We start from the raw sequence: 13,867 nt of genomic DNA on the forward strand, positions 1-13,867 counted from the left end.
GTAGCAGCTGCCGAGCCTGCGAGGCTGCGTTCGGCTGCGCAGCAGTCGTAAACCCTGCGCACCTGGTTTAACTGAAAGACCGCGGTGCCTGATTTCACGACTGCTGCGCAGCCGAACGCAGCCTCGCAGGCTCGGCAGCTGCTACGGATCACTATTCCCCCAGACAGGATATGAGACATGAACTACTGCAACCCAACCAAACTGCAAGCCGCCATCCTCGACTGGGCCGGCACCGTGGTCGACTTCGGCTCCTTCGCCCCGACACAGATTTTCGTCGAAGCCTTCGCCGAGTTCGACGTCCAGGTTTCCATCGAAGAAGCTCGCGGGCCGATGGGCATGGGCAAGTGGGAGCATATCCGCACCTTGTGCGATCAGCCGCCAGTTGCCGAGCGTTATCGCCAGGTGTTCGGCCGCACGCCGACCGACGCTGACGTCACTGCCATCTACCAACGCTTCATGCCGCTGCAGATTGAAAAAATCGCCGAACATTCGGCGCTGATTCCGGGCGCCCTGGACACCATCGCTAACCTGCGCCAACAAGGAATAAAGATCGGTTCCTGCTCCGGCTACCCGAAACAAGTCATGGACAAAGTGGTAGAACTGGCCGCCGCCAACGGCTACGTCGCCGATCACGTGGTCGCCACCGACGAAGTGCCCAACGGTCGCCCATGGCCCGCTCAGGCCCTGGCCAACGTCATTGCCCTGGGCATCGACGACGTCGCGGCCTGCGTGAAGATCGATGACACGGTGCCGGGCATACTTGAAGGTCGCCGTGCCGGCATGTGGACCGTGGCGTTGATCTGCTCCGGCAACGCGCTGGGTCTGGACTACGAAGGCTATCGCGCGCTGAGCAGCGACAAACTGGCCAGCGAACGCAAGCGCATTCATGCCCTGTTCGAAGGCTCGCGACCGCACTACATGATCGACACCATCACCGACTTGCCCGAGGTGATCGCCGACATCAACAAGCGCCTGGCCCACGGCGAGATGCCGCAAACCAACTGATTGCCCCCCTCACGTCATAAAAAAACGCCAGTTCCCTGGATGGAACTGGCGCTTTTTTGTGGTCGATCACTTGATTTAGAGCATTCAACAGCCGATTTGCCTCGGGCAAATCCTGCGAAACAGGATTACAGTTAACGCACGCCGTCGAACAAGAACGGTGACTTCAGACCAGACCTGTGAGGAACACCGTATGCCCTGGAAGAATTCCGAATCACGCTACAGCACCGTATCGATCGCGCTGCACTGGTTGATGCTGGTTCTGTTAATACTGGTCTACGCCTGTATCGAGTTTCGCGGGATCTTCCCCAAAGGCAGTGGCGGCCGAACGCTGATCAAGGAAGCGCACTTCATGCTCGGCCTGACCGTGTTCGTGCTGGTCTGGTTGCGGCTGTTCGCCCGCAGCCTGGGGCCAGCGCCGCAGATCTTCCCGGCCTCGCCTCACTGGCAAAGCGTGCTCGCCAGGCTGATGCACTGGGCACTGTATATTTTCATGATCACCGTGCCGGTTCTGGGTTGGCTGACTACCAGCGCCGAGGGGCATCGGGTGATGTTCTATGGCGTTGACTTGCCATTGCTGATCGAAGAAAACAAACCGCTGGCCAAGCAGTTCCAGGGCTGGCATGAGCTCGGCGCCACCCTCGGTTATTGGCTGATCGGGCTGCACGCCGTGGCCGGGCTTTACCACCACTATGTGGTGCGCGATAACACCTTGCTGCGGATGATGCCCAAACGCGGTTAGTCGCGACCGCTTTGCTCGAACCCCCGGCGGCCCTGCAAGCCGCCGGTGTGGATGAAGATCAGGCGCGTGCCTGGGGGAAATTTACCGGCTTCGACCTGTTGCTTGAGTGCCATGAGCGCTTTGCCGGTGTACAGCGGTTCGAAAGGAATGCCGCTGGCCCGTTCGGTCTGCGCGATGAATGCAATCAGCTGCGAATCAACTTTGGCAAAACCGCCACGGCTGGCGTCCAGCAGTTCATACAAAGGATCGCCCCAACCGGCTTCCTGCACAATCATCTCGACCTGCTGCGCCACGCCATGATCGTCGGGCACCGCCAGCGCGCCATACACCGGGTGTTCACCCGCCTCGGCCAGCACCAGACCGGCCAGGGTCGTGCCCGTTCCGCAGGCCAGCCACCAGCCGTCATAGTTGCTCCAGCCCAGACCGCTCAGTTGCTCGCGGACCTGTGCCACCAGCTGCATACAGCCCTTTGCCCCACGCAAGCCGCCCCCCCCTTCCGGCACCGGTTGCAGCTCGGGATACTGCGCCCGCCATGGCTGCCAGAAGCCCGGTTCGTGCCGCGTCCGATAACCGCCATAGCCCAACCAGTGCAACTGCATGCCGAACGCCTGCAAGTCCTTCACTGTAGGGGTGTCTTGCGGATGCCCGCGCAGTAAACCGACCGTGCTGAAACCGAAGCGTTTACCCGCTGCGGCCAATGCATGGAGATGGTTGGAGTGAGCACCGCCCAGGCTGATGATGCCTTGGGCGCCGTTCTGATCGGCGGCTTTCAGGTGTTCGATGAGTTTGAACCACTTGTTGCCGCTGATCAGCGGGTCGATCTGGTCCAGACGCAGGATGGCGACGTCGATGCCGGCCGTGGTGAGCCAGTCGAGGTGAAGGGGTTCGAGGGGGGCTTGGGGGAGCCAGTCTGTTGGAGGGGAAAGCATTGATGCCGGCTCTGGATAAGATCCAGCATCTTAGCAGCAGACTTGTGGCGAGGGAGCTTGCTCCCGCTTGGCTGCGCAGCAGCCACAGAATCAGCGACGGTGATTAACCTGACACTACATCATCGCTGATAGAGGGAGTCCTTCGGCCTCCAGCGGGCGCAAGCTCCCTCGCCACAGATTTTGTGTTGATTACAGCTCAGCCGCCAACCGCGAACCCTGGTTGATCGCACGCTTGGCATCCAGCTCCGCCGCCACGTCCGCGCCGCCGATCAAGTGCACGTTCTGCCCGGCCGCCACCAGACCGTCGTGCAACTCGCGCAACGGATCCTGCCCGGCGCAGATCACGATGTTGTCCACCGGCAGCACCTGCGGTTCGCCGCTTTCGCCGATGCGGATGTGCAGGCCTTCGTCGTCAATCTTCAGGTACTCGACGCTGTTGAGCATCTGCACTTGTTTGTTCTTCAGCCCGGTGCGGTGAATCCAGCCCGTGGTCTTGCCCAGACCGTCGCCGACCTTGGATGTCTTGCGTTGCAGCAGGAACACTTCACGGGCTGGCGCATGCGGTGCCGCCTTGATGCCCGCGACACCGCCACGCGCTTCAAGGTGCGTATCGATGCCCCACTCCTTCCAGAACGCTTCGCGGTCCTGACTGGTGGCCACGCCTTCGTGCACGAGGAATTCCGACACGTCGAAACCGATACCGCCAGCGCCGATCACTGCAACGCGCTTGCCCACCGGTTTACGCTCAAGGATCACGTCCAGGTAGCTCAACACCTTGGCGTGCTCGACGCCCGGAATCGCCGGCACCCGTGGCGCAATGCCGGTGGCCAGGATGATTTCGTCGTAACCGCCCTCGACCAGTTGCGCCACGTCCACACGGGTGTTCAGGCATAGCTCGACGTTGCTGGTCTGCAACTTGCGGTTGAAGTAGCGCAGGGTTTCGAAGAACTCTTCCTTGCCCGGCACACGCTTGGCGATGTTGAACTGGCCGCCGATTTCGCTGGCCGAATCGAACAGCGTCACCTGGTGACCGCGTTCGGCGGCCACGGTAGCGGCGGACAGCCCCGCAGGACCGGCGCCGACCACGGCGATTTTCTTGATCTGCTGCACCGGCAGGTAATTGAGCTCGGTTTCATGGCAGGCCCGCGGGTTCACCAGGCAACTGGTCAACTTGCCGCCGAACGTGTGATCCAGACAAGCCTGGTTGCAACCGATGCAGGTGTTGATTTCGTCGCCACGGCCGGCCGCCGCTTTGTTGACGAAATCCGGATCGGCGAGGAACGGCCGCGCCATCGACACCATGTCGGCATCGCCTTCGGCCAGGATCTGCTCGGCGACTTCCGGGGTGTTGATGCGGTTGGTGGTGATCAGCGGAATGCTCACCGAACCACGCAGTTTCGCCGTGACTTTGCTGAACGCCGCACGCGGCACTTTGGTGGCGATGGTCGGAATTCGCGCTTCGTGCCAGCCGATGCCGGTGTTGATGATGGTCGCGCCCGCCTGCTCGATGGCCTTGGCCAATTGCACGATTTCTTCCCAGGTGCTGCCGCCTTCCACCAGGTCGAGCATCGACAGGCGGAAGATAATGATGAAGTTCGGGCCGACCGCTTCGCGCACCCGACGGACGATTTCCACTGGCAGGCGCATGCGGTTTTCGTAGGCGCCGCCCCAGCGGTCAGTGCGATGGTTAGTGTGAGCGGCGAGGAACTGGTTAATGAAATAACCTTCGGAACCCATGATCTCGACACCGTCGTACTCGGCTTGTTGCGCCAGGGTCGAGCAGGTGACGAAATCGCTGATCTGCTTCTCGATGCCTTCCTCGTCCAGCTCTTTGGGCTTGAACGGGTTGATCGGCGCCTGGATCGCGCTCGGCGCCACCTGCTTCGGGCTGTAGGCATAACGCCCGGCATGCAGAATCTGCATGCAGATCTTGCCGCCCGCCTCGTGCACCGCGCGGGTGACGATCCGGTGTTTGAGCGCTTCTTCCTCGGTGGTCAGCTTGGCCGCGCCGGAGTAAACCCCACCCTCATCGTTCGGGCCGATACCGCCGGTGACCATCAGGCCTACACCGCCACGGGCACGTTCGGCGAAGTACGCGGCCATGCGCTCGAAACCGCCGGGCTTTTCTTCGAGGCCCGTGTGCATCGAGCCCATCAGGGTGCGGTTGCGCAACGTGGTGAAACCCAGATCCAGCGGGGCCAACAAGTGCGGGTAATGAGCGGCGGCCATCGGTAACTCCACTACGAGCGATCACGGAAAAATTGCAGGAGCTCTTCGGCCCCCGTCAGTCATGTTCGACAGACTAAGAGTCGCACCGCTGTCACTCAATGACCGTAACTGACAACTTATTGATCCAAATGCGCAGCGCCCCTTGGCAAGCGCAGGCATGGGCCCTACCCTAGTCGCGAACCCTGCACACGGCCGTTGATTGTTTTCCATGCGCAAACTTCTGTACCTGACCCTCTCCATGGCGATGATCGCCGTTCTCACGACCTACGCGATGTGGGCCGCGGACCGTCCGGTGGGTCATTACCTGTCGGACCTGCGCATCAATCTTGCGGTCGATCAGGGCACGCCCGCCGATCGCGGCAATCTGCTGGGCATCCAGCCCGAACTGTTCCCCACCGACTATCAAAGCCCCGAGCGCCTGCACCGCAAGCTCGCGGCCTATTTGCAGAAGGCCCAGGACCAGGGCCTGCTGAATGAAAAAACCATCGTCGTACTGCCTGAGCATGTCGGCACCTGGCTGATGGTCAGCGGCGAGAAAGACGAGCTGTACCAGGCCACCACCCTCAAGGAAGCCATGAACTGGCTGGCGGCGAGCAACCCGTTGCAGTTCATCCGCGCCCTGATCAGCGCCGAAGGCAGCAACCGTCTCGACGACGCGCACTTGCGGATGAAAGCCAAGCGCATGGCCAAGGATTACCAGGCGCTGTTCGGTGGGCTGGCGAAAGAATTCCACGTGACTCTGGTGGCCGGTTCCATCGTGCTGCCCGAGCCGAGCGTCAGCGACGGCACCCTGCACATCGGCCACGGTGCGCTGTACAACAGCAGCGTGGTGTTCGGTCGCGACGGCCTGCCGATCGGCCAGCCCCAGCGACAAATGCACCCGACATTCGCTGGACGCGGCACGCTCCAAGGCAATTCCGATCATCCGGTCAACGTCGTCGACACCCCGGCCGGACGCCTCGGCGTGCTGATCGGCAGCGACAGCTGGTACCCCGACAACTACCGCAAACTCGACGACCAAGGCGCGCAACTGGTGGCGGTCCCGGCGTTCGTCGTCGGGCGTGGGTCCTGGGATCAACCGTGGCGCGGCTATAAAGGCCTGCCTGCGCCGAGCTCTGTCAGCCTCAAGGCTGGCGAACTCAGCGAAGGTCAGGCCTGGCAGCGGCTGACGCTGATCGCCCAACCACCGGGCAGCCAGACCATCGCCGGCATGAGCGTGTTCCTGCGTGGTCAGTTCTGGGACAAGAGCAGCGCCGGTCAAAGCTTCCTCAGCAGCAACGGACAGCATTTCGCCGACGGCGATGCCCACGGCGCGCAATTGCTGAACCTCTGGTTGTAAGCAATGAGACCGCAGCCGATGCGCCTCGGGGATCTGTCGGTGGGCTTCGTCCATAGCCTGGCCGACGCCGTGCGCAGCCATGGCCTGGACCCACAACCGTTACTGGAACAGTACGGCCTCGACGCCGCGCGACTGGCCGAAGCCGGCGCCCGCCTGTCGATCCCGCGCTACATGCGCCTGGGCCACGGCGCCATTCAACTGACCGACGACCCGGCGCTGGGTTTGCGCATGGGCCAGCTCAGTCGCCTGAGCCAGGCCGGCCTGGCCGGCGTCACCGCCGCCCAGGCACCCACCGTGCGCGAAGCGGCGCGCTGCCTGATTCGTTTCGAAGCGCTGTACGGCTCCAACTATCGCGGCCAGTCGAGCTTTCACGAAGACGCCCAAGGCGCGTGGCTGCGGTTCTATTCGATCAGCCCCTACAACGCCTACAACCGCTTCGTGGTGGATTCGATCATCGCTGGCTGGTTGCAGCAATTGTCCAGCGTGAGCCCTGCCCCGCTGCGCGCCGAACGAATCGAAATCGAATTTGACGCGCCGGATTACCGTGAGGCCTACGCCGTACTCGGCGACTGTCCGATCCAGTTTGGCGCCGAACAGAATCAACTGCGCCTGAGCCTGGACGGCCTCGCCCAGCGCAACCCGGAGCACTGCCCGAGCACCTGGCGGCACCTGCTGCAATTGTGTGAACGGGAACTGGAGCAACTGACACGCACCCGCAGCCTGCGTGAACGCATCACTCAGTTGCTGGGCCCGTTGCTCAATGGTGGCCGGGAACCCGACCTGGAAGAAGTGGCGGCACGCCTGAAGCTGCCAACCTGGACCTTGCGCCGCAAACTCGCCGAGGAAGGCACGCAATTTCGTGCAATTCTCAACGATACACGCCGCGACTTGGCCATGACCTACATCCGCGACACTGAACTGGCGTTCGGCGAAATCGCCTATCTGCTGGGGTTTGCCTCAGCCGAAGCCTTTCAGCGCGCCTTCAAACGCTGGAACGGCCAGACTCCTGGCGAGTTTCGCCGCAGTCATCGCCAATCCGCGTGAGGTTTACAGCTCGGTAGCGTCTTCGGCCGGCTCCAGCGGGTCCAGTTCAAACGCCTGATACTCGAGCAGTTCTTCTTGATAATCGTCCATTATTAAACCCCCATCGCTTGTTGAAAAAACCGTCTGAATAAATGACCAGCACCCCGAGCATAAAGTGCCCGCATGAAAGAAAAATGACGCTGGCACGACACCAAGGGGCGCTCTCAATAAAACGTAGCAGGTGGTCAGGAATTTATCACAGGTTTTTTTCGATATAAGCCGTAGGAATACGGCTAGGCGTGATGTGGATCAATGTTGAAAGGCATTACGGGGGCGGTATCGTCTGACCCGCCCCAGTAACAACAACGCAAGCCAATTACTGGCTGGAGACAGGCATGGCCGAAATCGGCTCGGTCGGCGGCGGCAGCGTGCTTGTGGCCGCCGCTGGCGTGACTGTCTCTGTGGACGAAGTCGGCTCGCTACTCGCAGCCGGGGTAATCGGCGCCGCTTCAGCAGGTGGCACAACAGGTTCCGAAATGGCAGGAGTCGGTGCGGCTGCCGGCGCCGGAGCAGGCGCAGGTTCTGCCGCCGGGGCCGGAGTCGGCGCCAATTGAGCCGGTGCTGCCTTGGCTTCAGGCACTCCCAGTTCGGTTTTCGGCTTCTCGACGATGTGCGCGGCCTTCTTCGCTTCCGGCGGCAGGAACAATTCGACCAGGGCAAAGAAGCGTTCATAGAACTTGGCCGAAGACACGGTTTCGCTGGCGACCTTGACCATCGAGTCGTCAGACGAGCCGATCGGCATCGATACCGAGCCCAACACGCCGACGCCGAGGCTGGCGGAGTTGTTGGTCTTTTTCAGCGCATAGCGGTCCTGCAGGGCGTTGGCGAACACGGTCGCGTGGTGCCCCTCGCTGCCGTCATCGGCGCAGACCACACTGAAGCTGATCTCCATATGGGTTTCGCCGGTCTGCTGGAAGCTCTTGTGTCCACTGACCAGTTTCGGATCGCTGCTGGTGATGATGTAACCCTGGCTGAGCAAGGCCCGACGGGCGGCTTCGCAGGTTTGTGTATCGGTCACCGGGTAGCTGCGCGAAAACGTCCCGGAGTCGTCGAAGTTCTCATGCTCATAGACGGCGGCTTTCTTCGACGAACAACCGGCAGCGGCGGCCAGCACCAAGGCTAGCCCGACAACACGCATGGGAATTGATTTAAACATTGAACATCCTGAGGAAAACGGTTCGGGGCGTATTGTGCAACAGATCGATGCTTAGCGGAGTATCGATTGTGTCTAAAAACGGCTACAGACTCATTGACCGTGATATCAGGAGAAAGTCCCGCCGGCGCAAAAATCAAAAGATCGCAGCCTGCGGCAGCGATCTTTTCGTTTCACCCACAAAAAACCCCAGCCTTTGGGCTGGGGTCCTTTGTGTCGCACAAACTCAGTCAAGCATCAGAAACGCTTGATCTCAGCCTCACGCTCCAGCAGCTTGCGATAGGCCGCGAAGTCTTGCTGGCCAATGCGCGAGGCGAGGAAGCGACGGTATTGAGCCTTCTCTTCTTCAGTCGGCGCAGCGCCTTCATTCACGCCGTTCAGACGCACAATCACCAGGCTACCATCGGCCAGGGTCACGCTGCTGAAGGTCGGCTTGTCTTTGGAGGCTGGCTTGGGCATGCGGAACAGCGCTTGCAGCACAGTTGGGTCGACCCCTTCCTGAGCGCGAGTCGCGGCTGCGGTGACTTTCCAGCTCTGACCATCGATCGCCTTGTCCAGTGCGGTCTTGCCGTCGCGCAGGCTGGCGATCAGTTGATCGGCCTTGGTCTTGGCAGCGGCACTGGCGTGCTCCTTGGTCAATTGCACGCGGATGCTGTCAGCCACGCTTTCCAGCGGCAGTTGCTCTGGTTTGCGGTGCTCCTTGGCGCGCAACACGATCACGGTTTCCGGGTCCAGCTCGATGGCGGTGCTGTTGGCACCCTCATCCAGCACTTCAGGACTGAATGCAGCGGTCACCACTGCGCGGTTGGCCGCAACACCTTCGCCACCTTCACGGCCGAATGGCGCGGACGTGTGAACGGTCAGCTTGAGGTCTTGTGCCGGCTGGGCCAAATCAGAGGACTCGAACGAGGAGTCTTCCAGTTGCTTGGTCGCTTCGACGAAACGCTGCTCGACTTGCCGGGTTTTCAACTCGCGGGTCAGCTTGTCTTTCAGGCTGGCGAACGTCGGCACTTCAGGGGCTTCGACACCCAACAGCTTGATCAGGTGGAAACCGAAGTCAGTGCGAACCGGCTCCGAGACCTGATCCTTGGCCAACGAATACAGGGCTTTTTCAAACGCTGGATCGTAGACGCCTGGACCGGCAAAACCGAGGTCACCGCCGTTGTTAGCCGAGCCTGGATCCTGGGAGAACTCCTTGGCCAGGGCCTCGAAACTCTCGCCTTTGGCCAGACGCGCCTGCACTTCTTCGATCTTGGCCTTGGCTTGCGCCTCGGTCACCTTGTCGTTCACTTCGATCAGAATGTGCGCAGCCCGGCGTTGCTCGGACAGGTTCGCGGTTTCTTTCTGATACGCCGCTTGCAAGTCTTCGTCCTTGACGCTGACTTGATCAAAGAAGGATGCCTTCTTCAATTCGAGGTAATCGATGACCACCTGATCCGGCGTCATGAACTCCTTGGCGTGTTCGTCGTAGTAGGCCTTGACCTCATCGTCGGTCAGTTTTACTGCCGCCGGGTCTGCCTTGACGTTCACGGTGGCGAAATCGCGAGTCTGTTTTTCCAGACGGGCGAAGGCCAGAACCTGTGCATCGGTGACAAAGCCGCTACCGGCCAGGCCAGCGCGCAGCTGACCGATCAGCATTTCCTGAGACAGCATCTGGCGGAATTGCAGACGGCTGTAGCCCAGTTGACGGATCACCTGGTCGAAACGCTCGGTGCTGAACTTGCCGTTCACCTGGAATTCAGGCGTTTGCAGGATCACTTGATCCAAAGCGGCTTCGGAGAAAGCGAATTTCGATTTTTCTGCGCCTTGCAGCAGCAGTTTGCGATCGATCAAGCCTTTGAGGGCCGATTCGCGCAGCATTTTTTCGTCGAGCAAGGAAGCATCGAAATCCTTGCCCAGCTGTTGCATGAGCTGACGGCGTTGCATATCGACCGCCTGGCTCAGCTCGTTCTGGCTGATTTCTTCGCCATTGACCTTGGCCGCTTCATTTTTGTGCGTCGTGGCCCGAAAAATGGCGTCGAAACCGGTCAAAGCCATCAGTGCAACGATGACCCCGATAATGGTCTTGGCAATCCAGCCTTGTGAATTGTCCCTGATATTCTGCAGCATGCGTCCCCCAGAAACGGTTGAACTTCAAAATTAGGCAACCGTGGAGCGTGGGTAGAATCCGGATAGAAGAAAGGCGCATCCGAGGATGCGCCTTCTCGTAACTGGCGGAGCGGACGGGACTCGAACCCGCGACCCCCGGCGTGACAGGCCGGTATTCTAACCGACTGAACTACCGCTCCGCTGCCAAGTCAGGAATGACCCCGACCCGGATAGGCAAAAACCTGAATCGAACTTAGTTGACAGCTTCTTTCAGTGCTTTACCGGCTTTGAAACCTGGTTTTTTGGCTGCTGCGATTTCCAGCGTCTTACCGGTCTGTGGGTTACGACCGATGCGAGCTGGACGATCAGTCACGGAGAAAGTACCGAAACCAACCAGAACAACAGAATCACCAGCCTTGAGAGCGCCAGTGACGGATTCGATTACAGCGTCCAGCGCACGGCCAGCAGCAGCTTTCGGGATATCAGCGGATGCAGCGATAGCATCAATCAGTTCCGACTTGTTCACTCTAAGTCCCCTTATATCTATTTGAGTTTGATTCTAAGTTTTTTGGTGAAAGCAAAAAAACGAGTGCTGAATGGCCTACAGACACTTAAGAGCCGCTTTATAACAAGGGCTCTAAAAAACTGTCAAGGAAGCCCCCCAGGCAAATGCGTACTAATGCGTGCTAATTCTTTCCTTAGAGTCAGACTCGCGTTTGTCATCCTTTGCAACGATCTCCGGAACCACATCCGGTAAGGGTTCCGGCGCGTATTGCAGCGCAATTTGCAGGACCTCGTCAATCCATTTAACGGGTTTAATCTGCAGATCTTGCTTGATGTTGTCAGGAATTTCCTTCAGATCGCGTACGTTCTCTTCAGGAATGATCACCGTCTTGATTCCGCCACGGTGAGCAGCCAGCAGTTTTTCCTTCAAGCCACCGATCGCCAGCACCTGACCACGCAAGGTGATTTCGCCGGTCATGGCGACGTCCGCTCTTACAGGAATGCCAGTCAATGCCGACACCAGGGCCGTGCACATGCCTACACCGGCGCTAGGGCCGTCTTTCGGGGTCGCCCCTTCAGGCATGTGGATATGCGTGTCGCGCTTCTCGTGGAAGTCCAGGGGAATCCCCAGGCTCTTCGCACGACTGCGGACAACGGTCAGGGCTGCGGTGATCGATTCGACCATCACGTCACCCAGAGAACCGGTCTTGATCAATTGGCCTTTACCCGGCACGACTGCAGCTTCGATGGTCAGCAATTCGCCGCCCACCTGGGTCCACGCCAGGCCGGTGACCTGACCGATCTGATCCTGCTGTTCAGCCAGGCCGTAACGGAATTTACGCACGCCCAGGAAGTGCTCCAGCATCTCGGCAGTCACCTTCACCGAGAAGCGTTTTTCCAGCGCATGCTCTTTGACCGCCTTGCGGCAAACCTTGGCAATCTGGCGCTCCAGCCCACGTACACCGGCTTCGCGGGTGTAGTAGCGGATGATGTCGCGGATCGCTTCGGCGTCGAATTCCAGCTCGCCTTTCTTCAGGCCGTTGGCAGCAATCTGCTTGGGCGAAAGGTATTTGACGGCGATGTTGATCTTCTCGTCTTCGGTGTAACCCGGCAGACGAATCACTTCCATCCGGTCCAGCAGCGCCGGCGGAATATTCATCGAGTTGGAGGTGCACAGGAACATCACATCGGACAGGTCGTAGTCGACTTCCAGATAGTGATCGTTGAAGTTGTGGTTTTGCTCGGGATCGAGCACTTCCAGCAACGCCGACGCCGGATCGCCACGCATGTCGCTGCCCATCTTGTCGATTTCATCGAGCAGGAACAGCGGGTTGCGGACGCCCACCTTTGTCATCTTTTGAATCAATCTTCCTGGCATCGAACCGATATATGTCCGGCGATGACCGCGAATTTCCGCCTCATCGCGCACGCCGCCGAGGGCCATGCGGACGAATTTGCGGTTGGTGGCATGCGCAATCGACTCCGCCAGAGAGGTTTTACCCACCCCTGGAGGACCGACCAGGCACAATACCGGGCCGCGAATCTTCTTCACGCGCTTCTGCACGGCGAGGTATTCGAGGATCCGCTCTTTGACTTCTTCCAGACCGTAGTGGTCGGCGTCGAGAATGTCTTCGGCACGGGCAAGGTCCAGGCGCACTTTGCTCTGGGCTTTCCACGGCACTTGAACCAGCCAGTCGATGTACGAGCGCACCACGGTCGCTTCCGCGGACATTGGCGACATTTGCTTCAGCTTGTTCAGTTCGGCCTGAGCCTTGGCCAACGCATCTTTAGGCAGACCGGCGGCATCGATGCGCTTTTTCAGCTCTTCGATTTCGTTATGGCCTTCGTCGCTATCGCCCAGCTCTTTCTGAATGGCCTTCATCTGCTCATTCAGGTAGTACTCGCGCTGGCTGCGCTCCATTTGCTTTTTAACACGGCCGCGAATGCGTTTTTCGACTTGCAGCAGATCAATCTCGGCATCCAGCAACGCCAGAACGTGCTCGACCCGGGCCGACAAATCGATGATTTCGAGGATTTCCTGCTTCTGCTCGATCTTCAGGGCCATGTGCGCGGCCATGGTGTCGACCAGGCGGCCTGGCTCGTCGATGCTGTTGAGCGACGACAGGACCTCAGCGGGGACTTTCTTGCCCAGCTGCACATATTGTTCGAACTGAGCCAGCAGGCTGCGGACGAACACTTCCGATTCGCGCTCAGGCGCTTCGGTTTCGTCGATCAGAGAGACTTCGGCACGGCAGTGGCCGTCGACTTCGCTGAAGCGCTCCACGGCGCCCCGCTGCTCGCCTTCGACAAGAACCTTGACGGTGCCGTCAGGCAGCTTGAGCAGCTGCAGAACGGTAGCAATGGTGCCTACGCGATAAAGTGCTTCTTCACCGGGATCGTCGTCAGCAGGATTCCGCTGAGCCAGCAGAAGGATCTGCTTGTCGCCCGTCATCGCTGCCTCGAGAGCTTCGATGGATTTCTCGCGCCCCACGAACAGCGGGATAACCATGTGCGGATAAACCACGACATCACGCAATGGCAGGAGAGGCAATTCGATGGTCGTCTTCATGATTTCGCCTCTACGGCGGCCATAAGGCCGTAAACAGATGGAAGTAAGCTTGAAACCAAGATGGGGGCTGTTTTCAAAAAAAACAAGCGGATAAAAGAACCACTTTGAAGATCGCCGCTTACGGCACCGCCCGTATGGGTCCGCAAGCATCCAAATAGTCAGGTCGACCGTCCGGCGAGCCAGTCCCCACAATAGCAAAGGGGCCCGAAGGCCCCTTCTTTATTCCAGC

10 protein-coding genes and 1 tRNA gene are annotated in these 13,867 nt (G+C 59.7%); 4 read left to right on the forward strand and 7 right to left on the reverse strand.

Annotation, left to right across the window (positions count from 1 at the left end; all coding sequences use genetic code 11):
* Positions 1 to 177 precede the first annotated feature (177 nt).
* Positions 178 to 1,005, forward strand: coding sequence for a phosphonoacetaldehyde hydrolase (gene phnX / locus PMI21_RS07325; RefSeq protein WP_007940391.1), 828 nt, complete (start codon positions 178 to 180; stop codon positions 1,003 to 1,005).
* Between the two features lie 190 nt (positions 1,006 to 1,195).
* A complete protein-coding gene (locus PMI21_RS07320; protein WP_007940392.1) occupies positions 1,196 to 1,744 on the forward strand; it encodes a cytochrome b in 549 nt (182 codons plus the stop codon).
* On the opposite strand, the gene PMI21_RS07315 is transcribed toward PMI21_RS07320, so the two are convergent.
* Positions 1,741 to 2,673, reverse strand: coding sequence for a 1-aminocyclopropane-1-carboxylate deaminase/D-cysteine desulfhydrase (locus tag PMI21_RS07315; protein WP_007940393.1), 933 nt, complete (start codon positions 2,671 to 2,673; stop codon positions 1,741 to 1,743). The genes PMI21_RS07320 and PMI21_RS07315 overlap by 4 nt on opposite strands.
* Positions 2,674 to 2,862: 189 nt before the next feature.
* On the reverse strand, positions 2,863 to 4,902 hold the full coding sequence (locus PMI21_RS07310; RefSeq protein WP_007940394.1) for an NADPH-dependent 2,4-dienoyl-CoA reductase: 2,040 nt from the start codon (positions 4,900 to 4,902) through the stop codon (positions 2,863 to 2,865).
* A 208-nt stretch (positions 4,903 to 5,110) separates the two neighbouring features.
* On the opposite strand from PMI21_RS07310, the gene PMI21_RS07305 reads away from it, so the two are divergent.
* Complete coding sequence (locus PMI21_RS07305; protein WP_007940395.1) at positions 5,111 to 6,241, forward strand: carbon-nitrogen hydrolase family protein; 1,131 nt, start codon at positions 5,111 to 5,113, stop codon at positions 6,239 to 6,241.
* A 3-nt stretch (positions 6,242 to 6,244) separates the two neighbouring features.
* Positions 6,245 to 7,285, forward strand: a complete 1,041-nt coding sequence (locus PMI21_RS07300) for an AraC family transcriptional regulator (protein WP_033064155.1) — start codon at positions 6,245 to 6,247, stop codon at positions 7,283 to 7,285.
* Between the two features lie 355 nt (positions 7,286 to 7,640).
* On the opposite strand, the gene PMI21_RS07295 is transcribed toward PMI21_RS07300, so the two are convergent.
* The 5 genes from PMI21_RS07295 to lon all read right to left on the reverse strand — a co-directional run bounded on the left by PMI21_RS07295 (position 7,641) and on the right by lon (position 13,638).
* Positions 7,641 to 8,480 carry a DUF2242 domain-containing protein gene (locus PMI21_RS07295; RefSeq protein WP_007940398.1) on the reverse strand — a complete coding sequence of 280 codons (840 nt, stop codon included), beginning with the start codon at positions 8,478 to 8,480 and terminating at the stop codon, positions 7,641 to 7,643.
* Positions 8,481 to 8,714: 234 nt separating this feature from the next.
* On the reverse strand, positions 8,715 to 10,586 hold the full coding sequence (locus tag PMI21_RS07290; protein ID WP_007940399.1) for a SurA N-terminal domain-containing protein: 1,872 nt from the start codon (positions 10,584 to 10,586) through the stop codon (positions 8,715 to 8,717).
* 102 nt (positions 10,587 to 10,688) lie between these two features.
* Positions 10,689 to 10,765 (reverse strand) — tRNA-Asp (locus PMI21_RS07285).
* Between the two features lie 53 nt (positions 10,766 to 10,818).
* The gene (locus tag PMI21_RS0128275; RefSeq protein WP_002552737.1) at positions 10,819 to 11,091 is read right to left on the reverse strand and encodes an HU family DNA-binding protein; all 273 of its coding nucleotides are present in this window, start codon (positions 11,089 to 11,091) and stop codon (positions 10,819 to 10,821) included.
* 150 nt (positions 11,092 to 11,241) lie between these two features.
* Positions 11,242 to 13,638 carry an endopeptidase La gene (gene lon, locus PMI21_RS07280; RefSeq protein ID WP_007940400.1) on the reverse strand — a complete coding sequence of 799 codons (2,397 nt, stop codon included), beginning with the start codon at positions 13,636 to 13,638 and terminating at the stop codon, positions 11,242 to 11,244.
* Between the last annotated feature and the right edge of the window lie 229 nt (positions 13,639 to 13,867).

The sequence above is a fragment of the Pseudomonas sp. GM18 genome, from assembly GCF_000282195.1.
Lineage (GTDB): Bacteria > Pseudomonadota > Gammaproteobacteria > Pseudomonadales > Pseudomonadaceae > Aquipseudomonas.